25 protein-coding genes and 1 pseudogene are annotated in these 22685 nt (G+C 67.0%); 5 read left to right on the top strand and 21 right to left on the bottom strand.

Annotation, left to right across the window (positions count from 1 at the left end):
• Positions 1–49 precede the first annotated feature (49 nt).
• From coaBC to HCA61_RS23555, 15 genes are all read right to left on the bottom strand, one after another.
• Positions 50–1321 (bottom strand): bifunctional phosphopantothenoylcysteine decarboxylase/phosphopantothenate--cysteine ligase CoaBC, encoded by a 1272-nt coding sequence (coaBC, locus tag HCA61_RS23490; protein WP_169690595.1) that lies wholly within the window; start codon positions 1319–1321, stop codon positions 50–52.
• A complete protein-coding gene (gene rpoZ / locus HCA61_RS23495) occupies positions 1318–1620 on the bottom strand; it encodes a DNA-directed RNA polymerase subunit omega (protein WP_169690596.1) in 303 nt (100 codons plus the stop codon). The genes coaBC and rpoZ overlap by 4 nt, the downstream gene beginning before the upstream one ends.
• A gap of 91 nt (positions 1621–1711) precedes the next feature.
• Positions 1712–2323, bottom strand: a complete 612-nt coding sequence (gmk, locus tag HCA61_RS23500; RefSeq protein ID WP_169690597.1) for a guanylate kinase — start codon at positions 2321–2323, stop codon at positions 1712–1714.
• A gap of 5 nt (positions 2324–2328) precedes the next feature.
• Positions 2329–2649: an integration host factor, actinobacterial type gene (gene mihF / locus HCA61_RS23505; RefSeq protein ID WP_054720859.1), complete on the bottom strand. Its 321-nt coding sequence runs from the start codon at positions 2647–2649 to the stop codon at positions 2329–2331.
• A gap of 399 nt (positions 2650–3048) precedes the next feature.
• Positions 3049–3891, bottom strand: coding sequence for an orotidine-5'-phosphate decarboxylase (gene pyrF, locus HCA61_RS23510; RefSeq protein ID WP_169690598.1), 843 nt, complete (start codon positions 3889–3891; stop codon positions 3049–3051).
• On the bottom strand, positions 3888–7226 hold the full coding sequence (gene carB, locus HCA61_RS23515) for a carbamoyl-phosphate synthase large subunit (protein ID WP_169690599.1): 3339 nt from the start codon (positions 7224–7226) through the stop codon (positions 3888–3890). Before carB ends, pyrF begins: the two co-directional genes overlap by 4 nt.
• Complete coding sequence (carA, locus tag HCA61_RS23520) at positions 7226–8410, bottom strand: glutamine-hydrolyzing carbamoyl-phosphate synthase small subunit (protein WP_169690600.1); 1185 nt, start codon at positions 8408–8410, stop codon at positions 7226–7228. Before carA ends, carB begins: the two co-directional genes overlap by 1 nt.
• Positions 8407–8529 (bottom strand): hypothetical protein, encoded by a 123-nt coding sequence (locus HCA61_RS26705; RefSeq protein WP_277352060.1) that lies wholly within the window; start codon positions 8527–8529, stop codon positions 8407–8409. The genes carA and HCA61_RS26705 overlap by 4 nt, the downstream gene beginning before the upstream one ends.
• Positions 8530–8533: 4 nt before the next feature.
• Positions 8534–9025, bottom strand: a complete 492-nt coding sequence (locus HCA61_RS23525) for a transporter (RefSeq protein WP_169690601.1) — start codon at positions 9023–9025, stop codon at positions 8534–8536.
• Positions 9025–10380 (bottom strand): dihydroorotase, encoded by a 1356-nt coding sequence (locus HCA61_RS23530; protein ID WP_169690602.1) that lies wholly within the window; start codon positions 10378–10380, stop codon positions 9025–9027. Before HCA61_RS23530 ends, HCA61_RS23525 begins: the two co-directional genes overlap by 1 nt.
• Complete coding sequence (locus HCA61_RS23535; protein ID WP_169690603.1) at positions 10377–11318, bottom strand: aspartate carbamoyltransferase catalytic subunit; 942 nt, start codon at positions 11316–11318, stop codon at positions 10377–10379. Before HCA61_RS23535 ends, HCA61_RS23530 begins: the two co-directional genes overlap by 4 nt.
• Positions 11315–11932 carry a bifunctional pyr operon transcriptional regulator/uracil phosphoribosyltransferase PyrR gene (gene pyrR / locus HCA61_RS23540; RefSeq protein WP_169690604.1) on the bottom strand — a complete coding sequence of 206 codons (618 nt, stop codon included), beginning with the start codon at positions 11930–11932 and terminating at the stop codon, positions 11315–11317. The genes HCA61_RS23535 and pyrR overlap by 4 nt, the downstream gene beginning before the upstream one ends.
• 216 nt (positions 11933–12148) lie before the next feature.
• Positions 12149–12673, bottom strand: a complete 525-nt coding sequence (gene nusB / locus HCA61_RS23545) for a transcription antitermination factor NusB (RefSeq protein WP_169690605.1) — start codon at positions 12671–12673, stop codon at positions 12149–12151.
• A complete protein-coding gene (gene efp / locus HCA61_RS23550) occupies positions 12674–13237 on the bottom strand; it encodes an elongation factor P (RefSeq protein ID WP_169690606.1) in 564 nt (187 codons plus the stop codon). It abuts the gene before it with no gap.
• Between the two features lie 36 nt (positions 13238–13273).
• Positions 13274–14374 carry an aminopeptidase P family protein gene (locus HCA61_RS23555; protein ID WP_169690607.1) on the bottom strand — a complete coding sequence of 367 codons (1101 nt, stop codon included), beginning with the start codon at positions 14372–14374 and terminating at the stop codon, positions 13274–13276.
• A gap of 92 nt (positions 14375–14466) precedes the next feature.
• Here HCA61_RS23555 and HCA61_RS23560 point away from each other — a divergent pair, with 92 nt between their 5' ends.
• From HCA61_RS23560 to HCA61_RS23575, 4 genes are all read left to right on the top strand, one after another.
• Positions 14467–15075 (top strand): B-4DMT family transporter, encoded by a 609-nt coding sequence (locus HCA61_RS23560; protein WP_169690608.1) that lies wholly within the window; start codon positions 14467–14469, stop codon positions 15073–15075.
• A gap of 77 nt (positions 15076–15152) precedes the next feature.
• Positions 15153–15581 carry a helix-turn-helix domain-containing protein gene (locus HCA61_RS23565; protein WP_169690609.1) on the top strand — a complete coding sequence of 143 codons (429 nt, stop codon included), beginning with the start codon at positions 15153–15155 and terminating at the stop codon, positions 15579–15581.
• Complete coding sequence (locus HCA61_RS23570; protein WP_169690610.1) at positions 15578–16414, top strand: alpha/beta fold hydrolase; 837 nt, start codon at positions 15578–15580, stop codon at positions 16412–16414. Before HCA61_RS23565 ends, HCA61_RS23570 begins: the two co-directional genes overlap by 4 nt.
• A gap of 63 nt (positions 16415–16477) precedes the next feature.
• Complete coding sequence (locus tag HCA61_RS23575) at positions 16478–17068, top strand: TIGR03086 family metal-binding protein (protein WP_169690611.1); 591 nt, start codon at positions 16478–16480, stop codon at positions 17066–17068.
• Between the two features lie 4 nt (positions 17069–17072).
• On the opposite strand, the gene aroB is transcribed toward HCA61_RS23575, so the two are convergent.
• From aroB to HCA61_RS23600, 5 genes are all read right to left on the bottom strand, one after another.
• Entirely contained in the window at positions 17073–18182 is a 1110-nt protein-coding gene (gene aroB / locus HCA61_RS23580) for a 3-dehydroquinate synthase (RefSeq protein WP_169690612.1), read from the bottom strand.
• On the bottom strand, positions 18179–18739 hold the full coding sequence (locus tag HCA61_RS23585; RefSeq protein WP_169690613.1) for a shikimate kinase: 561 nt from the start codon (positions 18737–18739) through the stop codon (positions 18179–18181). Before HCA61_RS23585 ends, aroB begins: the two co-directional genes overlap by 4 nt.
• 5 nt (positions 18740–18744) lie before the next feature.
• A complete protein-coding gene (aroC, locus tag HCA61_RS23590) occupies positions 18745–19932 on the bottom strand; it encodes a chorismate synthase (protein WP_169690632.1) in 1188 nt (395 codons plus the stop codon).
• A 139-nt stretch (positions 19933–20071) separates the two neighbouring features.
• Entirely contained in the window at positions 20072–21187 is a 1116-nt protein-coding gene (locus HCA61_RS23595) for an RNA-guided endonuclease TnpB family protein (RefSeq protein ID WP_169690614.1), read from the bottom strand.
• Positions 21184–21813, bottom strand: coding sequence for a prepilin peptidase (locus HCA61_RS23600; protein ID WP_247274674.1), 630 nt, complete (start codon positions 21811–21813; stop codon positions 21184–21186). Before HCA61_RS23600 ends, HCA61_RS23595 begins: the two co-directional genes overlap by 4 nt.
• A 153-nt stretch (positions 21814–21966) precedes the next feature.
• Between HCA61_RS23600 and HCA61_RS23605 the strand changes: the two genes are divergently transcribed.
• A complete protein-coding gene (locus tag HCA61_RS23605) occupies positions 21967–22326 on the top strand; it encodes a DUF1622 domain-containing protein (protein ID WP_169690615.1) in 360 nt (119 codons plus the stop codon).
• On the opposite strand, the pseudogene HCA61_RS23610 reads toward HCA61_RS23605, so the two are convergent.
• Positions 22313–22588, bottom strand: a pseudogene (locus tag HCA61_RS23610) (RNA polymerase sigma factor); the annotation flags it as partial. The gene HCA61_RS23605 and the pseudogene HCA61_RS23610 overlap by 14 nt on opposite strands.
• Between the last annotated feature and the right edge of the window lie 97 nt (positions 22589–22685).

Raw genomic sequence — 22685 nt, forward strand, 5'->3', positions numbered from 1 at the left:
CGGCGCGAGTGCTGAAAATCACTCGAGCACATTGCCGGATGGGTTGCGATCAACTCGGCGGGGGAAGCAGCGGACGCAAGGCGTCGAGCACGCGACTGGCCATGAGGGCCTTCGAGCCGTGCGCGAGTGCGGTCTCCGAGCCGTCCGCCGCGAGCAGCCACCCGTCGTTGTGATCGACTTCGAAGGCCTTACCGTCGCCGACCGCGTTGACCACGAGCAGGTCGCACCCCTTGCGGGCGAGCTTCGCGCGGGCGTAGGTGAGCACATCGCCCTGTTCGTCCCCGGTCTCAGCAGCGAACCCGACGATGACCGTCTCGGCCGACAGGCTGCCGTCGCTGCGGGACTGCACCAGACCTGCGAGGATGTCGTCGTTCTTGGTCAGGGCGATCGAGTCCGGCTCCCCCGCACCTTTCTTGATCTTGCTGCTGGCGAAGGTTGCGGGACGGAAATCCGCGACGGCCGCCGACATGATCACGGCGTCGGCGCCGACGGCGTGCTTGCCAACGGCATCGCCCATCTGCTGTGCGGTCTGGACCCTCACCACGTTCACCGCAGCCGGATCGTCGAGTCCGGCGACCGCCCCCGCGACGAGGGTGACCTCGGCGCCGCGCTGCGCGGCGAGGCGCGCGAGCGCGTAGCCCTGCTTACCGGAGCTACGGTTTCCGAGGAAACGCACCGGATCGAGCGGTTCACGGGTACCGCCGGCCGAAATCACCAGGCGGCGACCTGCGAGGTCGCGGGGCAGGGCGTCCGCGCGTTCGAGGAGCAATGAGGCCAGCGCGAAGATCTCATCCGGTTCGGGCAGGCGCCCGGCTCCGGTGTCCTTGCCGGTCAGTCGTCCCGACGCGGGCTCGACGACGATGCTGCCGTGTCGGCGCAAGGCGGCGACGTTCTCGACCGTGGCGGGGTGTTCCCACATCTCGGTGTGCATCGCGGGCACGAACATCACCGGGCAACGCGCAGTAAGCAGCGTCGCGGTCAGCAGATCGTCGGCGCGTCCGGTAGCGGCACGCGCCATCAGGTCCGCGGTCGCGGGGGCCACCACGACCAGATCGGCTTCCTGACCGAGCCGCACGTGCGGCACCTGCGGCACATCGGTGAACACGCCCGTATGCACGGGGTTCCCGGAGAGCGCTTCGAAGGTGGCACGCCCGACGAACTCCAGAGCGGATTCGGTCGGCACGACACGAACCTGGTGCCCGGCCTCGGTGAGGGCGCGGATCAGCGCACAGGATTTGTAGGCGGCGATCCCACCGGCAACCCCGACGACGACGCGACGGCGCCCGGAGTCCGGGACGCCGTCGACAGCCGGAGCGTTCACTCGCCTTCGGTGTGCTCGAGCAGATCCGAGTGGATCTCGCGCATCGCGATCGACAGCGGCTTCTCCTGCAGGCCCGGCTCGACGAGGGGGCCGACGTACTCGAGGATGCCGTCGCCGAGCTGGTTGTAGTAGTCGTTGATCTGGCGGGCACGCTTGGCCGCGTAGATCACCAGCGCGTACTTCGAGGACGCACGCTCGAGCAGCTCGTCGATCGGCGGGTTGGTGATACCCAGCGGGGTGTCGTAGACCGGGAGGGCGTCGCCCGCCAGGTCGGTCGCGGCTGCCTGAATGCTGCTCACTCGGTGTTCTCCTGAGTATTGGCGGGAATGAAAACTGTGGCGGATGCGCCCCGAACCGCAGTCGGCCGAGGGGGTCGGTCGCGAACGTCGGCTAGGTAGCGCGGGATCCGACCAACAAGGATACCAACTCCGCGCAAGCGCGGTCGACATCATCGTTGACGATCACCGTGTCGAACTCGTCTTTCGCCGCGAGTTCGGTGCGCGCGGTCTCGAGTCTGCGAGCCACCACGTCCTCGGATTCGGTGCCTCGACCGGTCAGCCGCTCGACGAGCACCTCCCAACTGGGTGGTGCAAGGAATGCGAGTGTGGCCTCGGGCATCGCAGCGCGCACAGCGCGTGCACCGGCGAGATCGACCTCGACGAGTACGGGCCGGCCGGCGTTCAGCGCTTCCTCCACCGGCGCGGCAGGCGTTCCCGATCGTTGCAGGCCACCATGGATGTCCGCCCATTCGAGCAACTCGCCGTTGTCGATCATGCGATCGAAGGCATCCCTGGTGACGAAGTAGTAGTCGTGTCCCTCGACTTCGCCGGGTCGCGGATCGCGGGTCGTCGCCGACACGCTGAACAGCAGATCCGGTACAAGGGTGCGCAGAACGCGCACGACAGTCGACTTCCCGACGGCGGAGGGGCCGGCCAGAACGACCAGCCGACCCCTTCGCGTCTCGGGTGCGCTGTCCGACACAGGTTGTGCGTCAGCTACCACGGTGCTCAGGCTTCGAAATCGAACCTGGCAAGCAGTGCCTTGCGCTGGCGATCACCGAGTCCGCGCAGACGGCGGGTCGGAGCGATCTCCAGTTCGGTCATGATCTCCTGCGCCTTGACCTTGCCGACCTTCGGCAGTGCCTCGAGCAGGGCAGACACCTTCATCTTGCCGAGGATCTCGTCGTTCTCGGCGTCAGCGAGCACCTGCTTGAGGTCGGTGCCGCCACGCTTCAGGCGCTCCTTGAGCTCTGCCCGGGCACGACGGGCAGCAGCCGCCTTCTCCAGAGCAGCGGCGCGCTGCTCGTCAGTCAGCTGGGGAAGGGCCACGGTTCCTCCGTCTCATCGTTGGAAAACAGTCTTCGACCGCTGTAACCAGCGGCGATAGCGACCGTACTCACGCGCGCCGACGATTGCGAACCCGACCCCCGCCGTTCCACTCGAAAATCCGTGCGGTAATGCACGCGGATCCCGCAGCGCGGAACTCGCAGGTCGCCGCGCCGCCGGAACGGCCGTCCTCTCCCCTGTCGACGAAGAACCGCAGGTGAGAGGCATCTGCAACGGCGTTCACCCGGTCCCGGCAGCACGCGCACCAGGTCGCCGTGAATCGAGCGCGGGTACCTCGAAGCACCGGACGAAAAAAATCTGTGCCCTGCGCGTGTCGCGCAGGGCACAGAGCTGCGAAAAGGCGTGCACCGTGCATGTTCGGCCCGCGGGCCGGCCCGGCGCTCAGGCCCGGAGGAACGCGAACCCGTCGACGGTGCGCGCCACCGCGTCACGCAACGCCGCGACGGATGGCCCCGCTCGCAACACTTCACGTGAGACGTTCGGCACCACCCACCCGAGCGCATCACCGGCGAGACGACGCACGTCGTCGGCGGTCCCTCCCTGCGCGCCGACTCCGGGCATCAGAATCGGTCCGTGCAGCGCACTCAGGTCCGGAGCATCGGTCAGGGTCGCTCCGACCACCACACCCACGGACCCGAGAGTGTCGGCGCCGGCGTTGCGTCGGGCGGCCTCGTCGACCATCACCTGCGCGACGGTCCGGCCGTCGTCCACCCGGGCTCGTTGCACTTGGGCGCCCTCCGGGTTGGAGGTCGCGGCGAGCACGAACACCCCGCGCTGGGTCTGTGCAGCGAGCTCCAGGGCCGGAGCGAGCGCGCCGAAGCCCAGGTAGGGCGATACGGTCACCGCGTCGGAGCGCAGCTCAGAGCCCTCGGCGAGCCAGGTGCGTGCGTACGCGTCCATGGTCGAGCCGATGTCGCCGCGTTTGGCGTCGGCGAGCACCAGGGTGCCCGAACTCCGCAGTGCCTCGAGGGTGCGTTCGAGGACAGCGATTCCCGCCGACCCGAAGGCCTCGAAGAACGCCACCTGCGGCTTCACCAGCGCAACCGAGCCGAACGCCTCGACGCACCGTTCGCTGAACGCCTCGAGTCCTGAGACATCGACGGTCAGGCCCCATTCGGTGAGCAATTGCGGATGCGGATCGATGCCCACGCACAGCGGCCCACGCTCGGCCATTGCCGAGGCGAGCCGCTTCCCGAACGGCGTGCCTGCTGCGTGCTCGGTCACTGTGCTGCGCTGTCGCGCAGCCGCGCCTGCAGACGCTGGATCGACGCGACCCCGATGTCCCCGCGCAGAGCTGCCTCGATGCCCTGGATCGCGGCCGACGCGCCCTGCACGGTCGTGACACACGGAATGTTGGCCGCGACCGCCGCACTGCGGATCTCATATCCGTCGACGCGCGGACCGGAGTTGCCCCACGGGGTGTTGATCACCATGTCGACGTCGCCGGCCCGGATGCGGTCGACGATGTCCAGCGCGCCCTCGGGTCGTTCCTCCCCCGACACCTTGTACACCTGCTCGCACGGGATGCCGTTGCGACGCAACACTTCCGCGGTACCGACGGTGGCCATCACATGGAACCCGAGGTCCGCGAGCCTCTTCACCGGGAAGATCATCGACCGCTTGTCCTTGTTGGCGAGCGAGACGAACACCACTCCGGAAGTCGGCAGCGGACCGTATGCGCCGGCCTGGCTCTTGGCGAACGCGGTGCCGAAGTCGTCGTCGATGCCCATGACCTCGCCCGTCGACTTCATCTCGGGGCTGAGGAGGGTGTCGACGCCGGTGCCATCGGCCCGGCGGAACCGATTGAAGGGCAGCACCGCTTCCTTGACCGCGACCGGGGTGTCGAGCCGGGTGTCGCTGCCGTCGCCGGTTGCGGGCAGGATGCCCGACGCGCGCAGTTCAGCGATGGTCTCACCGAGCATCACCCGTGCACACGCCTTGGCGAGCTGTACCGCGGTCGCCTTCGACACGAACGGCACCGTGCGGCTCGCGCGGGGGTTCGCCTCGAGGACATAGAGGATGTCGTCCTTGAGGGCGTACTGCACGTTGAGCAGACCCTTGACCCCGATGCCCTTCGCGAGCGCTGCCGTCGAGCGGCGGACGTTGTCGATGTCGGCGCGGCCGAGAGTGATCGGAGGCAGCGCGCACGCCGAGTCGCCGGAGTGGATGCCGGCCTCCTCGATGTGCTCCATGATGCCGCCGATGTACACCTCGGTCCCGTCGCACAGCGCGTCGACATCGATCTCGATCGCGTCGTCGAGGAACCGGTCGACCAGCACAGGCCGATCGTCGGAGATCTCGGTGGCGTTCTCGATGTAGGTGGCGAGTGATTTCTCGTCGTAGACGATCTCCATGCCGCGTCCGCCGAGGACGTACGACGGGCGCACCAGCACGGGATATCCGATTCCGGCGGCGATCTCGCGTGCGCCGTCGAACGTGGTGGCGGTTCCGTACTTCGCGGCGGGCAGGTCCGCCTCGTCCAGCACACGACCGAATTCGCCGCGGTCCTCCGCGAGGTCGATGGCCTCCGGGCTGGTGCCGACGATCGGGACGCCCGCATCCTTCAGGCGGCGCGCCAGTCCCAGCGGTGTCTGGCCGCCGAGCTGCACGATCACGCCCTCGACCGTGCCGGATTCACATTCGGCGCGATACACCTCGAGCACGTCTTCGAAGGTCAGCGGCTCGAAGTACAGACGATCGGCCGTGTCGTAGTCGGTGGAGACGGTCTCCGGGTTGCAGTTGACCATGACGGTCTCGTACCCGGCCTCCGACAGGGTCATCGCCGCGTGCACACACGAGTAGTCGAACTCGATGCCCTGGCCGATGCGGTTCGGACCGGAGCCGAGGATCAAAACCTTCGGCCTGTCCGGCTGGGGGGCGACTTCGGTCTCCGCCGCGGGGTCCAGCTCGTAGGTCGAGTAATGGTACGGGGTCTTCGCCTCGAACTCCGCAGCACAGGTGTCGACGGTCTTGTACACGGGGTGGATGCCGAGCTCTCCGCGCAGCGCCCGCACGTCGTCCTCGGACCGGAACTGCGCGGGACGCAGCTCCGCAATCTGCCGGTCGGAGAACCCGTGGTGCTTCGCATACCGCAGCTCGGTCGCGCCGAACTCTTCAGCCGAGCGCACGTGCTCACCGAGCTCGATGATCTGCTGGAACTGGTCGAGGAACCAGGGGTCGATCTTGGTGGCGTCGAACAGTTGCTCGACGGTCGCCCCGAGATCGAGTGCGCGCGCGATCTGGTAGAAGCGCCCGTCGGTGGGGGTCTTGATCGCCTCGAGCAACTCGTCGAGGGTGCCCTCGACCTCGGGGCCGGTCCAGAACCCGGCGCGCTTGGTTTCGAGCGAGCGCAATACCTTGCCGAAGGCCTCGGTGAAGTTGCGGCCGATGGACATCGCCTCTCCCACCGACTTCATCGTGGTGGTGAGGGTGCCGTCGGCACCCGGGAATTTCTCGAACGCGAACCGCGGCGCCTTGACCACGACGTAGTCGAGCGTCGGCTCGAAGCAGGCCGGGGTTTCCTTGGTGATGTCGTTGACGATCTCGTCGAGCGTGTAGCCGATCGCGAGCTTGGCAGCCATCTTCGCAATCGGATAGCCGGTCGCCTTCGAGGCGAGCGCCGAGGAGCGTGACACGCGCGGGTTCATCTCGATGACGACCAGGCGCCCGTCCCGCGGGTCCATCGCGAACTGGATGTTGCAGCCGCCGGTATCGACACCGACTTCGCGCAGGATCGCGATCGACAGGTCGCGCATCGCCTGGTATTCGCGGTCGGTCAGCGTCATCGCGGGGGCGACGGTCACCGAGTCACCGGTGTGCACACCGACCGGGTCGACGTTCTCGATCGAGCAGACGATGACGACGTTGTCGCGCCCGTCGCGCATCAACTCGAGTTCGTACTCCTTCCAGCCGAGGATGGACTCCTCGATCAGGACGTTCGCGGTCGGTGACGCAGCGAGACCACCGCCGGCGATACGTTCGAGGTCGGCTTCGTCGTAGGCCATGCCGGAGCCGAGGCCGCCCATGGTGAACGACGGCCGGACCACGACGGGGTACCCGAGGTCGGCGACGGTCGCACGTACCTCGTCCATCGTGTAACAAACTGCCGACCGGGCGGATTCGCCACCGCACTTGGCGACGATGTCCTTGAACTTCTGCCGGTCCTCGCCGCGCTGGATGGCGTCGAAGTCGGCCCCGATGAGTTCGACGCCGTACTTGTCGAGAATTCCTTGCTCGGACAACGCGACCGCGGTGTTCAGTGCGGTCTGTCCGCCGAGTGTCGCGAGCACCGCGTCGATGGGGGTGCCGTTCGCCGCCTCGGTCGCGAAGACCTTCTCGACGAATTCGGCGGTGATCGGTTCGATGTAGGTCGAGTCGGCGAATTCCGGGTCGGTCATGATCGTCGCGGGGTTCGAGTTGACGAGCGAGACCCTCAGGCCTTCCTCGCGCAGCACCCGGCAGGCCTGGGTGCCCGAGTAGTCGAACTCACAAGCCTGACCGATGACGATCGGACCTGAGCCGATGACCAGGACGTGGGAGAGATCGGTACGGCGTGGCATCAGTTCTTCTCTCCCTCGAGCATGCGGGTGAAACGGTCGAACAGGTAGGCGGCGTCATGCGGTCCGGCAGCCGCTTCCGGGTGGTACTGAACGGAGAACGCGGAACCATCGGTGAGCTTGACACCCTCGACGGCACCGTCGTTGGCGCACGTGTGGCTGACCACCGCACGACCGAACGGGGTATCGAACTCTTGGCCGGCTTCTCCTTCGAGCGCGAACCCGTGATTCTGTGCGGTGATCGCGATGCGACCGGTCTCGTGCTCGACGACCGGGATGTTGATGCCGCGGTGGCCGAACTTCATCTTGTAGGTGCCCAGCCCCAGCGCGCGACCGAGGATCTGATTGCCGAAGCAGATACCGAACAGCGGCAACCCCTGTCCGAGTACCTCCTTGGTCAGGTGGACCGCCCCGTCGGCGGTGGCCGGGTCGCCGGGCCCGTTCGACAGGAACACGCCGTCGGCCTTCAGGTCGAGGATGTCGTGGAGCGTCGCGGTGGACGGAAGCACGTGGACGCGGATACCGCGCTGCGCGAACATGCGCGGCGTGTTGGTCTTGATGCCGAGGTCGATCGCTGCAACAGTGAAGCGCGGTTCACCGCCGGTGGGTTCGACGACGTACCCGCTGGTGGTGCTCACTTCCCCGGCGAGATCGGCGCCGAGCATCGACGGCTGACCCTTCACGCGGTCGACAAGGGTGTCGATGTCGAGGTCGTCGCCCTTCCACACGAGCGCATCACCGGAGAACACGCCGGCGCGCATCGAACCGCGAGTGCGTAGGTGCCGCACGAGTGCGCGGGTGTCGATCCCCGCGAGTCCGACGACGTGCTGCCGCTCGAGTTCGTCCTGGAGCGAGCCGGTGGCACGCCAGCTCGACGTACGGCGGGACGGGTCGCGGACCACGAATCCCGCCACCCAGATCTTCGACTCGGCGGAATCTCCGGTCGGGCCGACCGACTCGTTGTCTTCCTGGTTCCAGCCGGTATTGCCGATCTGCGGCGCGGTGGCCACCACGATCTGGCGGTGATAACTGGGGTCGGTCAGAGTCTCCTGGTATCCGGTCATGCCGGTGCTGAAGACGGCCTCACCGAGGGTCTGGCCGACGGCGCCGAAAGGGACGCCGCGGAATACGCGTCCGTCCTCGAGAACCAACACTGCGGTGCCACCACCGAATGTTCTGCCGCTCATGCGTTGTCTCCGTTCTGTTCGACCTCACCAGAGCCGGCCGCATGGGCTGAATTCTCGCGTGTCGTGATCGTCGTGATCGTCATCGTCGTCGTGATCGTCATCGTCGTTGTGATCGTCACAGTCCTATGAATTTTCGTTCTCTTCGCGGGTCCAGGCCGGATACACCGACTTGTCATCGCCGCGGAATCCGGTGTCGATCTCGGTGCCCGAGGGCAACTCCCAACGGATCACCAGGACGCCGTCCTTGGTCATCACCTTCCCCGCCAGTCCCCGTTCGGTTCGGATGGCGCGGATCGAGTCCTGCGGAATCCAGATGGGCGTCTCACCGCTACGCCGCAACAGGATGCCTTCGGTGTGGCGGCTCAGTTCCGATTCTGCTCGGTGCCCGAGGTCACCGACCGCGATGCGATCCTGCCAACTCGGGGCGAGAGTGCTGCCGACGTACAGACCGGTGCTCGGGGCGATCAGTTCGCTGCCGAGATCGTCGGGCAGCGTGGGCAGCTCACCGACGACGTCGGCCTGCCGTCGGGCGCGACCACGCCAGCCCTTCCACATGAGCAGGACCAGCACCACCCACAGTGCAGCGAAACCCAGAGTCAGCAGAATGCGGTCCATCACAGCACTCCTTCGCCGCCGCGCCGCGGGAACACCGCACCGTCACGGGCAGTGATGCGCCCGCGCAGCACAGTGGCCGTGACCTTGCCCGGCAACGTCATCGCTTCGTAGGGAGTGTTGTGCGAGATGCTCGCCAGATCGGGCCCGCTGACAGTCCACTCGGTGTCAGGGTCGACGAGTACCACGTTGGCAGGTTCACCGACTTCGAGGGGCCGGCCCTGATCGTCGAGACCGACGATCTGCGCGGGTCGCTCGCTCATCACCTTCGCGACACCGCGCCAGTCGAGAAGGCCCGGGCGCACCATCGTCTCGATCACGATCGACAGGGCCGTCTCCAGCCCCAGCATGCCCGGGCGGGCCTGGGAGAACTCACAGCACTTGTCCTGTTCCGCGTGCGGGGCATGATCGGTGGCCACACAGTCGATGATTCCCGCAGCCAGACCGCGACGGAGCGCTTCCACATCGGAGCGTTCACGCAGCGGCGGGTTGACCTTGTTCACTGCGTCGTAGGTCTCGAGCCTCGAGTCGTCGAGCAGCAGGTGGTGGGGGGTGACCTCGGCGCTGATCGAGATACCTTGCCCGCGAGCCCATTCGACGAGCGCGACCGTGCCCGCCGTGGAAGCGTGGCAGATGTGCACGCGCGCCCCGGCGTCGCGGGCGAGCAGCGCGTCGCGCGCGACGATCGATTCCTCTGCGGCGCGCGGCCAGCCTGCCAGGCCGAGTCGCGCGGCGGTAGGTCCTTCGTGGGCGACCGCACCGACCGTCAGGCGCGGCTCTTCTGCGTGCTGCGCGATGAGTACCCCGAGCGAGCCCGAGTACTCGAGCGCACGCCGCATGATCAGCGGGTCGTAGACGCATTTGCCGTCGTCGGAGAACATCTTGACCTGGCCGACGCCCGCGGCCATGGTACCCATCTCGGCGAGCTGCTTGCCCTCGAGTCCGACGGTCACGGCCCCAACCGGGTGCACGTCGACGAGGCCGCATTCCTGGCCGCGGCGCCACACGTGGTCGGTGATGACCACCGAGTCGGCGACCGGGTCGGTATTGGCCATGGCGAAGACAGCGGTGTAACCGCCGAGTGCAGCTGCGGCCGAGCCCGTCTCGATCGTCTCGGTGTCCTCTCGACCGGGTTCGCGCAAGTGGGTGTGCAGATCCACGAACCCGGGCAGCATGATCTGTCCGGTTCCGTCGAGGACGGTCGCGTCGGCGGGCGCTGCGACGGTGGTGCCGATCTCGAGGATCAGTTCGTCACCGAGCAGGATGTCGACCGGATCCCCTTCGCCGTAGAGCCGGACGTTGCGGATGAGCACCTGCGGCGTCACCGGGGTATCTCCTGTTCCTGAAGGATGGGTCATGACAGCTCCCCTTCCGCGCCGACGAGCAGCCGGAAGAGCACCGCCATACGGACGTGCACACCGTTGGTGACCTGCTGGAGGACGGCGGTCTGCGGTGCGTCGGCGACCGGGAATCCGATCTCCATGCCGCGCAGCATGGGGCCTGGGTGCAGCACCACGGCGTGCTCGGGCAGCATCGCGGCACGCCGGGCGTTGAGTCCGTAACGGATCGAGTACTCACGCGCGGACGGGAAGAACCCACCGTTCATGCGTTCGGCCTGCACGCGCAGCATCATGACCGCGTCGAGTGCAGGCAGTTCGGCGTCGAGCGAGTCCGCGACGGTCACCGGCCACGTTTCGACCCCGACCGGAAGCAGCGTGCGCGGGGCGACGAGCACGACCTCCGCACCGAGCATGCTCAACAGCAGCGCATTCGATCGGGCGACGCGGCTGTGCAGGACGTCGCCGACGATCGCGATGCGGCGGCCCTCTACCGAGCCGAGCCGCTGGCGGATCGTCAGAGCGTCGAGCAGCGCCTGGGTGGGGTGTTCGTGGGTGCCGTCGCCGGCATTGATCACTGCTGGACCCGATCCGGATTCGTTGGTCCACTCCGCAATGCGGTGCGCGGCACCGGATGCGGGATGCCGGATGATCAGGGCGTCCGCACCGGCAGCGTGCAGCGTCAAGGCGGTGTCGCGCAGCGACTCTCCCTTTGCCACCGACGAACTCGATGCGGACACGTTGATCACGTCCGCGCTCATCCATTTGCCGGCGACCTCGAAGGAGACGCGCGTACGGGTGGAATTCTCGAAGAACACGGTCATGACGGTGCGGCCCCGCAACGTCGGCAGTTTGCGGACCTCACGCCCGAGCAGTGCCTGTTCGAAGCGTTCGGCATCGTCGAGAAGCTCGGTCGCGGAATCCCGGGACAGGTCCGCGATGGAAAGCAGATGCTTCACGAGGTCTTGCCTCCCGAGATCTCCACGGCATCGCGGCCGTCCTGTTCGTCGAGCAGCACGCGGACGTCTTCGGTGCGCGCGGTCGGGACGTTCTTCCCGACGTAGTCGGCGCGCAGCGGCAGTTCACGATGCCCGCGGTCGACGAGCACGGCCAGCTGCACGGCGTCGGGCCGACCGAGGTCGCGCAACGCATCGAGGGCAGCGCGCACCGAACGTCCGGAGAAGAGCACGTCGTCGACGAGGACGACGAGAGTGTGGTCGACGCCGCCTTCGGGCACCGAAGTGCGTTCGAGGGGACGGTGCGGCTTGGTGCGCAGGTCGTCGCGGTAGAGGGTGATGTCGAGTGATCCCACGGGGACACGCACACCGGAGAATTCTTCGATTCGGTCTGCGAGGCGGTGTGCCAGTGTGATGCCCCGGGTCGGGATCCCGAGCAGGACGACGCGGGGTGCGCGGTCGTCGGAGGCATCCAGTGCGGTCTTCTCGATGATCTGATGCGCGATGCGCGCGATGGTCCGGCCGACATCAGCGGCGGACAACAGTTCGCGGGCCTGCGCGGACACGTCGGGTGTCGACTCGGGTGCAGCTGTGGACCTGTCCTCGGACATGGCCATGCAGCGACCTCCTTCTCCGCCTCACTGGACGGGTCGTTAAAGGATGCCTGACGGTCAATGAGCCTATCAGCGGCCCGACAGCACCCGGCCTCGTTCACGGGTGAAGCTCAACACAGCCACTGCAGCAACGTCGGCCGCCGACACATACGAAACGTGTGAGCGGGCCCGCCAGGAGACCTGACGAACCCGCTCACACGGAACAGCTGAGGAGGCCTGTCAGGACCGGTCGGCGCCTGCCGCGTCGCCGCCGGAGCCCGATTCCTCGGTGGCCGGACGGACCGAGGTGGCCGCAGCCGCCGCACGCACCTGGTCGGCGAGCGTCACGATCTGACCGAGCACACCGTTGATGAACGCCGGCGAGTCGTCGGTCGAGAGCTGCTTGGCCAGCTCGACGGCCTCGTCGACAGCGACCACCGGCGGCACATCCGTGGTATGGAACAACTCCCAGACCGACAATCGCAGGATCGCGCGGTCCACGGCAGGCAGACGGTCGAGAGTCCACTCGTGCAGATGGTCGGCGATCGTGCGGTCGATCTCGTCGAGGTGCTCCGCGACCCCGCGAATGATTGTCTGTGCATAAGGCGGCACCGGTGCAACCTGGTCGTCGCGGACTGCGAGCGCGACCCGGTCGGCCGCGAGGTCGACGGGATGCGTGTCGCGGGCTTCCGCCTCGAACAAGAGGTCGACGGCGCGTTTACGCGCCTTGTGACGAGCCCCGAGCTTCTTCTGGGTACCGGACACTCAGGAGTTCACTCGTCCCAGGTAGTTCCCGTCGCGGGAGTCGACCTTGAGCTTGTCACCGGTGTTGATGAACAGCGGGACCTGGATCTCGGCGCCGGTCTCGAGAGTCGCGGGCTTGGTGCCGCCGGTGGAGCGGTCACCCTGCAGACCGGGGTCGGTGTGCTTCACGACGAGCTCGATCGTGACGGGAAGCTCGACGAACAGCGGAATATCCTCGTGTGTCGCCACCTGGACCGGCATGTTCTCGAGCAGGAACTTCGCGGCATCGCCGAGCAGTTCGGGCGTGATCGAGATCTGGTCGTAGGTCTCGCCGTCCATGAAGACGTAGTCGGTGCCATCGTTGTACAGGTAGGTCATGTCGCGGCGGTCGACCGTGGCGGTCTCGACCTTGACACCGGCGTTCCACGTCTTGTCGACAGTCTTGCCCGACGTCACGTTCTTGAGCTTCGTGCGCACGAACGCCGGGCCCTTGCCCGGCTTGACGTGCTGGAACTCGATGATCTGCCAGAGCTGGCCTTCGATCTTCAGAACGAGACCGTTCTTGAAATCACTGGTGTCAGCCACTTATTTCGCGTCTCCTAGAGTCGGGGGGGACCGCCCTTACACGACGGTCAATGTCTTGGCGGTGAGCGTCAACAGCTCCGGAGACTGCTCGCGCACCACGAGCGTGTCCTCGATCCGCACGCCTCCGCGCCCCGGGAAGTACACACCCGGCTCGACGGTCACCGCCGCACCGGCGACAAGTGTACCGGTCGCGGCGGCACCGATTCCCGGCGCTTCGTGGATCTCGAGGCCGACACCGTGCCCGAGACCGTGCAGGAACAATTCCGCGTGGCCGGCCTCGGCGATGACCGAGCGGGCCGCCGCGTCCACAGCAGCGCACTCGATACCCGGTGCGAGAGCTTCGCGACCTGCGCGTTGGGCCCGCAGGACCACGTCGTAGACATCCCGCTGCCAGTCGGCCGCACGGTCGAGGATGTAGGTGCGGGTCATGTCGGAGTGATACCCGCCCACCTGCGCACCGAAGTCGAATTTGACGAAGTCTCCGGACGCGAGGATCGCACCGGTCGGGCGATGGTGCGGTACCGCAGAATTGGCACCGGCCGCGACGATCGTCTCGAATGAGATGCCGTCGGCTCCGTGCTCGAACATGCGCCATTCGAGGTCGCGCGCGACCTCCTTCTCGGTGCGGCCGGGCCGCAAGCCCCCAGCGTCGATCAGATCGGCAAGCGCCCGATCCGCGGCACCGCACGCCTGCCGGAGCAGGTCGATCTCGTGTTCGTCCTTGATCATGCGCAGTTGCTCGACGAGGCGGGGTGCGGCAACGAACGAGACGGCAGCGTCGAGGCCATCCCATTCGGCACGGTCGTCGACGGTCACGATATGACTTTCGAAACCCCAGGACCGGTTCGGTCCCCGCCCTGCGGCACTCACCAGGTGGACTGCCGACGCGCGGGCGATCTCGGCGCGCAGATCGGGGACCTGCTCGGCCACCTGAGACAGGTAGCGTCCGTCGGTGCAGATCAGGGTGCGAGACTCGTCGGCGTCCTCATCGGTCGACACGAGCAGGGCTGCGTTGGATCCGGTGAATCCGGTCAGATACCGGATATTGAGCAGATCGGTGACCAGCATGGCGTCGAGGCCACGTTCGGCCAGGAGTCCGCGCAGGGCCGCGCGGCGGGAAGCATGATCAGCGGGCATGGTGTTCAACGTACCGCGCAGTTCAACCTACCGCGCAGAGGGAATGTGGGCCCTGACACACTTCCGCTGTGGCAGGCGTTACTCTCGGGTACATGAAATCCTGGTTACTTCGCGGGCTCGGGCTCGCCGTGGTCCACGTCGTCGTGCGTGTCCTGCTCGGTGCCGCACTGATCCAGTGGCCCCTGCAGGGCTCGGTCCTGCGGTGGGCCGGGCTGGTCGTGGTCATTCTTGCGGCGGTGGCATGGGCCGGTCTCGACGGCATTCGCGACCGTCGCGCCCACCCGGACCCGGACGACGGCGACGACCTGACGATGCGGTGGCTCGCCGCAGGCGCGGTCACCGGCCTGGTCGGCGGCTTCGTCACCTGGCTGGTCGACACCGTCACCGCAATTCCGGTGGGAGTGAAGTCGCTGTTCTTCGAACTGACTTCCGGTGCCGCGTTCACCGTGCTGCTGGTGTTCCTTCCGGCGATGGTCGCGGTCGGAGTCGGGCGGTACCTGGTCCGGCACGACAAGCCCGGCGACGAGGACTGGGCCGATCATTCGAACCGTCCGGAACGCGAGCACGCGATGGCCGCACAGGGCGCTTCCACCGCAGATTCGACCCGCGACACCGCCGCGACGGAAGCCTGGCGCAATGAGGAGGCACCGACAGAGGTGTTCCCGGCGGTCGATCCGACAACCCGCAACCGCGACGCCTGACTCGAGCACCTGATTTACTCAAACAACCCTATCGTTCCCTATTGATACATGAAGATAGGTAACGATAGGGTTGTTTCATGTCTGAAGTTCTCTATTCGGTGGACCAGGTCGCCGAGCGCCTGGGGCTGCACGTCCGCACCGTCCGCACCTACGTGCGTGATGGGAAACTCCCCGCGGTACGCATCGGCAAGCAGTACCGGATCGCCCACGAAGATCTCGAAGCGTTCACCGGACGACCCGTGCCACCACCGCTCCGCGACAGCACCCCGCCCGAGCGGCACAGTGAGGTGTCGAGCATCGTCGAGATCGACGCCGTCGACCCCCACACCGCCTATCGCCTCAGCACCCTTCTCACAGCATCGGTGGCCCAGCGCGACGACAGCCCGGCATTGCGCCTCGACACGGTCTACGACGAACAGCGCGGGCGCATGAAGGTCGTCATTCTCGGCGGCCTCGCCGACACCGCACGCCTGCTCGAATCCGTCGAGGCGGTGCTCGACTCGTGAGCACCATCTACCGATCCGAGGCGGGTGGACGCCGGATCGTGCAGCGCTACCGCGAACACCTCAGCACGTGGCCCGTACCCGCCGAGCACCTGCTCCTCGACACGCGCCAAGGCGAAACCTTCGCCCTCGCATCCGGTCACCTCGATGCACCACCCGTGCTGTTGTTGCACGGATCCGGTGCGAATTCGTCGACATGGCGGGAAGATATCGCGTCCTGGTCCAGGAGTTTCCGTGTGTTCGCGGTCGACATGGTCGGCGAGCCCGGCCTGAGTGCCCCGTCCCGCCCCCGCCTCGACACCGAAGACGTCTCCCAGTGGCTCGACGATGTCCTCGACGGACTCGGCCTCGCCGCGACCGCGCTGGTAGGAATGTCACTCGGCGGGTGGAGCGCGCTCGACTACACCCTCCGCCGACCGGAGCGGGTCACCCGGCTGGCACTGCTGTGCCCGGGCGGAGTCGGACGGCAAACCACCGGACGAGTCGCGCTGACCGCGGCGCTGGGTCTGTTCGGCCGATGGGGTCGACGCCGGTCCGCGGCGCGGATGACCGGCCTCGACCCGAACGATCCCGTCGTCGACGAGATCCTCGCTACCTTCGCGACCTTCCGGCCCCGCACCGAGCGACTCCCGGTTTTCGACGACGCTGCGCTGGCCGGCATCGGTGTACCGGTGCTCGCCGTGGTCGGCGACCGCGACCTCATGTTCGACTCCGCCGACACCGCGACACGACTCGAACGCGCCCTGCCCACCGCACGTGTACACGTCCTGTCCGGCGTCGGACACGCGATTCTCGGCCAGACCGACACGGTTCTCGAATTCCTGCGAGAGCCCTGACCGCGCTCAGTTTCGCGCTCGCCCGTGGTCAGTACAGCCAGAACCACTGGCCGAGGAGGAACCATGCCCGAAATGCTCGACCTGTCCCCCGCCGCCGACCGGATGGCCGATGTCCTCGAGAACATCGACGACGCTCACCTGGATCGGCCGACTCCCTGCGACGGCATGCCGGTCCGGGTTCTCGTCGGCCACGTACTGGGGCTGTCACTCGCATTCGAGGCCGCCGCCCGCAAGGATCTCGGCTTCGCCGACAGCACGCCGTCGCCTGGCACGGACGCACTCCCCACCGATTGGCAGGCACTCGGTCGCGAGCGTCTCGACGCACTCCGGCGGGCGTGGCGGGACCCGGCCGCGTGGTCGGGCCCCACCCGAGCCGGCGGCCTCGATCTACCCGGCCACATCGCGGGACTCGTCGCGCTCGACGAACTCGTCGTACACGGCTGGGATCTCGCCGTCGCTACCGGCCGGTCGTACGCGTGCACACCATTCGAGATCGCCGCGTGCACAGCGTTCGCCGAGTCGATCACCGACGAGCAGCGCGACGCCGGTGGCCTGTTCGGTCCCGCGGTACCTGTTGCGGATCGCGCCTCGGATCTCGATCGATTGATCGCACTGACCGGCCGCGACCCGGCCTGGTCGCCTGACGGCAGCTGACGAACTACAGCAGAACTGTGCCTGCGTCCGCCGTGCCCTGCCGAGCCACCTCGGAATAGGCAGCCGCCAGCAGTGACGGATCCGGACCCTCGAGCCGACCTGGCTTCGCAAGTCCGTCGAGCACCACGAACCGCAGCAGGCCAGCGCGGTTCTTCTTGTCGGTCTGCATGCCCGCAAGCAGATCACCGAACGCATCCGACGCATACGTCGTGGGCAGACCCACCGATTCGAGGATTACGCGGTGCCGGTCGGCGGTAGCGTCGTCGAGACGCCCCGCGAGCCTGCCCAACTCCGCGGCGAACACCAGACCGACCGACACCGCCGCGCCGTGACGCCACTTGTACCGCTCGCGTCGCTCGATGGCGTGACCGAGTGTGTGGCCATAGTTGAGAATCTCGCGCAGGCTCGATTCCTTGAGATCCGCCGCCACGACCTTCGCTTTGACCTCGACCGACCGTCGAATCAACTCGGGCAGGACGGACCCGGCCGGGTCGAGCGCGGCCTCCGGATTCTCCTCGATCAATTCGAGGATCACCGGATCTGCGATGAATCCGGTCTTGATGACCTCGGCCAGCCCCGCGATTATCTCATTGCGCGGTACCGTCTCGAGGGTCGCGAGGTCGACGAACACCGCCGACGGCTCGTGGAACGATCCCACGAGATTCTTGCCCGCCTCGGTGTTGATGCCGGTCTTACCGCCCACGGCGGCATCGACCATGGCGAGCAGCGTCGTCGGAATGTGGTAAACCCTCACACCGCGCATCCAGGTTGCAGCCACGAACCCCGCGAGGTCGGTGGCGGCGCCACCACCGAGGCCGACGATCGCATCCGAACGAGTGAGGCCGATTTTTCCGAGCACCTCCCAGCAGAAACCGGCAACGGCAAGTTCCTTGCCGTCCTCGGCATCCGGAATCTCGATGCGATGCGCGTCGATGCCGGTCTCCGCCAGCGCTTCCCGCACCGCTTCCGCGGTAGCTGCCAAGGTCGGCTGGTGGAAGATCGCGACAGTGCGAGTACCGGCCAGGGTCTCGACGACATCGCCGAGCAGTCCACGTCCGATGACAACCGGGTAAGGCTGGGAGGTTTCGACGTCGATGCGTACCGGTTCGGTCACGGTGTGCTGCTCCGATTCTCTTCGCTGGTCATGTTGTTCGAGTTCTCTTGCACCGAATCGAGTTTGGCGAGCACCTGCTGGACGACGCGACCTGGGCTCCGGCCGTCGGTGCGCACCCGGATCGTCGCCGACTTCCGGTAGAGTGGCCGCCGCCTCCGCATCAGATCGCGGTACTTCTGCGCAGGATCCCCGCCGTTGAGCAGAGGCCGGGTGGTGTTCGTCCCGGTCCGACGCAAGCCTTCCGCGACGCTGAGTTCGAGGTAGACCACCGTGTGTCCCGCCAGCAGCTCACGGGTCCGATCCGACAGAATCGCCCCACCACCGAGTGACACCACCCCGTCGTGCGAGGCAAGAGCCGCTGCGACGACCTGCTCCTCTATCCGGCGGAACTCCGGTTCTCCGTCCTCGGCGAAGATCTCCGGAATCGTCCGTCCCGTGACACGCTCGATTTCGACATCAGTGTCGAGCAGCGGCACATCGAGCGCCTGGGCGACCCGTCGCCCGATGGTGGATTTCCCGGCCCCCGGGGGTCCGATCAGGACTGCACGCGGCACCATGGCTCTCACCGCGGCGGACGCGCCGCGATCCCCTTCAAGTAATGGTCGACGTTGCTCACGGTCTCGGCCAGCGAATCGCCACCGAACTTCTCGAGCGCGGCCTGCGCGACCACGAGGGCGACCATCGCTTCGGCCACCACACCCGCAGCGGGCACAGCACACACATCGGAGCGCTGATGGATCGCGACGGCTTCCTCACCGGTGCTCATATCGATCGTGGACAGGGCACGCGGCACCGTCGAGATCGGCTTCATCGCCGCGCGCACGCGCAGTGCCTCACCGTTGGTCATGCCGCCTTCCAACCCACCGGCGCGGTTGGTCGACCGAATCACTCCGTCCGGGCCCGGCACCATCTCGTCGTGGGCGGCGCTGCCGCGGCGACGCGCGGTTTCGAAGCCGTCGCCGACCTCCACGCCCTTGATGGCCTGGATACCCATCAGTGCAGCGGCGAGGCGGGAGTCGAGACGCTCGGCGCCACTGACGAACGACCCGAGGCCCACCGGCAGCCCGTGGACCACGACCTCGACCACACCGCCGAGGGTGTCACCGTCGCGCTTGGCGGCTTCGATCTCGCTGATCATCGACTCTTCGGCCGCCTTGTCGAAGGCGCGAACGGGGCTCGCGTCGATCGCGTCGAGGTCTGCACCCGACGGCCCCGGGCCGACGTACGGATCGGAGGCACCGATGGAGATGACATGAGAGACGACCTCGGCGCCGAACACCTGGCGCAGGAAGTTGCGGGCCACAGTTCCGGCAGCGACGCGGGCAGCGGTCTCGCGCGCGCTCGCGCGTTCGAGCACCGGGCGGGCGTCGTCGAAGCCGTATTTGAGCATGCCCGAGTAGTCGGCGTGACCCGGGCGGGGACGGGTCAGCGGTGCATTGCGGGCCTGCCCTGCGAGCAGGTCCGGGTCGACCGGGTCGGCAGCCATGATGGTTTCCCACTTGGGCCACTCGGTGTTGCCGATCTCGACGGCGACGGGGCCGCCGAGTGTGTGCCCGTGCCGGACACCTCCGATGATGGTGACCTTGTCGGCCTCGAACTTCATGCGCGCGCCGCGTCCGTAACCGAGGCGTCGCCGAGCGAGCTGCTCCGAGATGTCGTTCGACGTCACCTCGACACCAGCAACCATGCCCTCGAGCATCGCAACGAGGGCGGGACCATGGGATTCTCCGGCAGTTATCCAGCGCAGCACGCATCCATCCTTCCATGGTCCCCGGGTGAGTTGTGACGCCACCCTGTTGACGTCCTCCCGGCCGAGAACAACCGGGATTCCTACCGCAGCGCTACACGCCACGTGGGTGGGTTCCTGTTTCATCGAGCCACGCTCCCCACTAAGCAGGAAGACTTACCGTCTCTCCGCAGGCGTTTCGCCTCTCCGCCCGTCCAGCGGCGAGGATGTTTCGTGCTGCATTGACATCGCGATCGTGGACCACACCACACCCCTGACAGGTCCACACCCTCACCGACAACGGCTTCGGTCCGTCGACCCGCCCGCACGCCGAGCACAGCTGCGACGACGGAAACCAGCGGTCCACCTTCACGAACACCCGCCCATACCGGGCTGCCTTCTCCTCCAGCATGCGGGTGAACATGCCCCACCCGGCATCGTGCACCGACTTCGCCAACCGCGTCCGCGCCACACCCTTCACGCACAGATCCTCGACGAACACCGCTTGATTTTCGCGGACGATCGCCGTGGAGTGTTTGTGCGCCCAATCTCTGCGGGCATCGGACACCTCGGCGTGGGCCTTGGCCACCCGGATGCGGGCTTTGGCACTGTTCTTGCTGCCCTTCTCCTTGCGAGACAGACTCTGCTGCGCCCTGCGGAGTCTGCGTTCGGCGCGTCGGAAGAACCTCGGGGACTCGATGACCTTCCCATCCGAGAGCACCGCGAACGCGGCGAGCCCGAGGTCGATCCCCACCTCGGTGTCGCACTCCGGCAGCGGCTCGTCGGTGGTCTCCACCACGAACGACGCAAAATAGCGGCCTGCCGCATCCTTGATGATCGACACACTCGACGGCTCCGACGGCAACTCCCGTGACCATGCCACCTTCACCTCGCCGACCTTCGCGATATACAGCTTCCGGTTGTCCCGGATACTGAACCCGTTGCGGGTGAGTCGGATCGTCTGCCGGTTGTCCTTGCGGGACCGGAAGCGCGGCGCCCCGATCTTGCGGCCCTTCCGCTTACCGGACAGTGAGTCGAACCAGTTCCGGTACGCGCGCCGCGCGTCCTGACATGCCTGCACCAACACCACCGACGCGACCTCGGCCAGCCACGCCCGCTGCGGGGTCTTCTTCGCCTCGGTGACCACCTGTTTCTGCACGTCGGTGTCCGAGATTTTCACCCCGGCCGCATACGCCTCCTGCCGGGCGCGCAACGCATCGTTGAACACCACCCGCGCGCATCCAAACGACCGGGCTTGCGCCGAAGACAGTGTGGTCAACCGGCGGACAGTACTGCGAGCACCGTCGCGACACACATCGACGGACCATGCGGCAGCACCGTCGACGTGAAAGGCCGCCCGCCCGACGAAGGCCGCTCGATTCGTCGCCACAGCAGCACGAGCACTCCGGCAACGGCGGTCAGCAGCGGGGGGAGCAGCAGCGTGATTGTCAAAGCCTGCGCGCCGGCGACACCCGCGGCGCCGCCCAGTCCGATCGCGAGTTTGACATCGCCGGCGCCCAGGGAACGCGGGGAGAGAAGATGCGCGGTGAGCATCACCCCGGTCAAGAGCGCAGCGCCGACCGCGGCCGCGCGGCCGTGCCCCGCGCACACCCCGATCGCCACGACCGCCAGTCCCCCACCGAGGGTGAGCACATTGGGAAGCCGTCGCACCAGCAGATCGACCCCACTGCAGCTCACGCACCACCACATCAACAATGCGAGGGCAGCTGCTGCGGGCCACGTCGCCGCGGTGGCGAGGGCGCCGCCGGTGGCGCACGCGATCTCGCATGCGCCGCGCCACGGCTCGGCTCCGGACAGTCGCGCCGTGAGCTTCCGCACGCACACGCCTACCATCGCTCCGAGCAGCGCCATCATCACTACGGGCATCACGACTGCGGTGAACACACTCGCAGCATGGGCCGTTCACGCCGACCGTAGGTGCCACCGGTCGCGGAATCGTCGAATCTGTGGATCGATGCACCTCCTGTGGACAACTCGACATGCAAGCATGAGCGGGTCGGTCGTTCCGGTTTTCCCGGCTGGGAGGGAGTTTCACTGATGCAGGTGGCAGAACTTCTCGAGCACGTGGGATCCGCGATCGATGTCGTCGGTGTCGCGTGCATCGTTCTCGGCGCGACAGTGTCCACCTGGATTGCGTTGGATTCGTGGCGGCGCAGGAACGGCGCGAAGATATACGAACCCTATCGACGAAATCTCGGGCGCTCCATCCTGCTCGGACTCGAGTTCCTGGTCGCGGCCGACATCATCAAGACCGTCGCGGTCACTCCCACGTTCACGTCGGTCGGGGTGCTCGCGATCATCGTCCTCATCAGGACATTCCTCAGCTGGTCGCTCCAGCTCGAGATCGAAGGCCGGTGGCCATGGCAGAAGGAGAAGCCCGCCGTCACGGCGAGCTGAGATCGTCGCGGCGGCGCAGCAGGAACTGTCGTTCGACGTCGTTTCCGGTCTGTTCGGCCGCGAGGGTGTACTCGGCCGCAGCCTCCGTCCTGCGGCCGAGGCGTCGCAGCAGATCGGCGCGCACGGCGTGGGCCACGTGGTAGCGGTCGAGTGCGAGTGTGTCGACGATCTCCAAGGCGACTGCCGGGCCGTCGACCTCTGCCACCGCAACCGCGCGGTGCAGCGCGACGACGGGCGTGGGCGCGACCGAGTACAGCTGATCTTGACTTCCTCCTCCGCGTGAACACGGAGGATTCCTACGCAGCCTCACCAGGTGGTGAGGTCTGTTCGGCGGGTTCCTGCTTCACCGGGTCCGCGCA

Origin of the sequence: Rhodococcus sp. HNM0563, assembly GCF_012726195.1 — a bacterium.
Taxonomy (GTDB): domain Bacteria; phylum Actinomycetota; class Actinomycetes; order Mycobacteriales; family Mycobacteriaceae; genus Rhodococcus.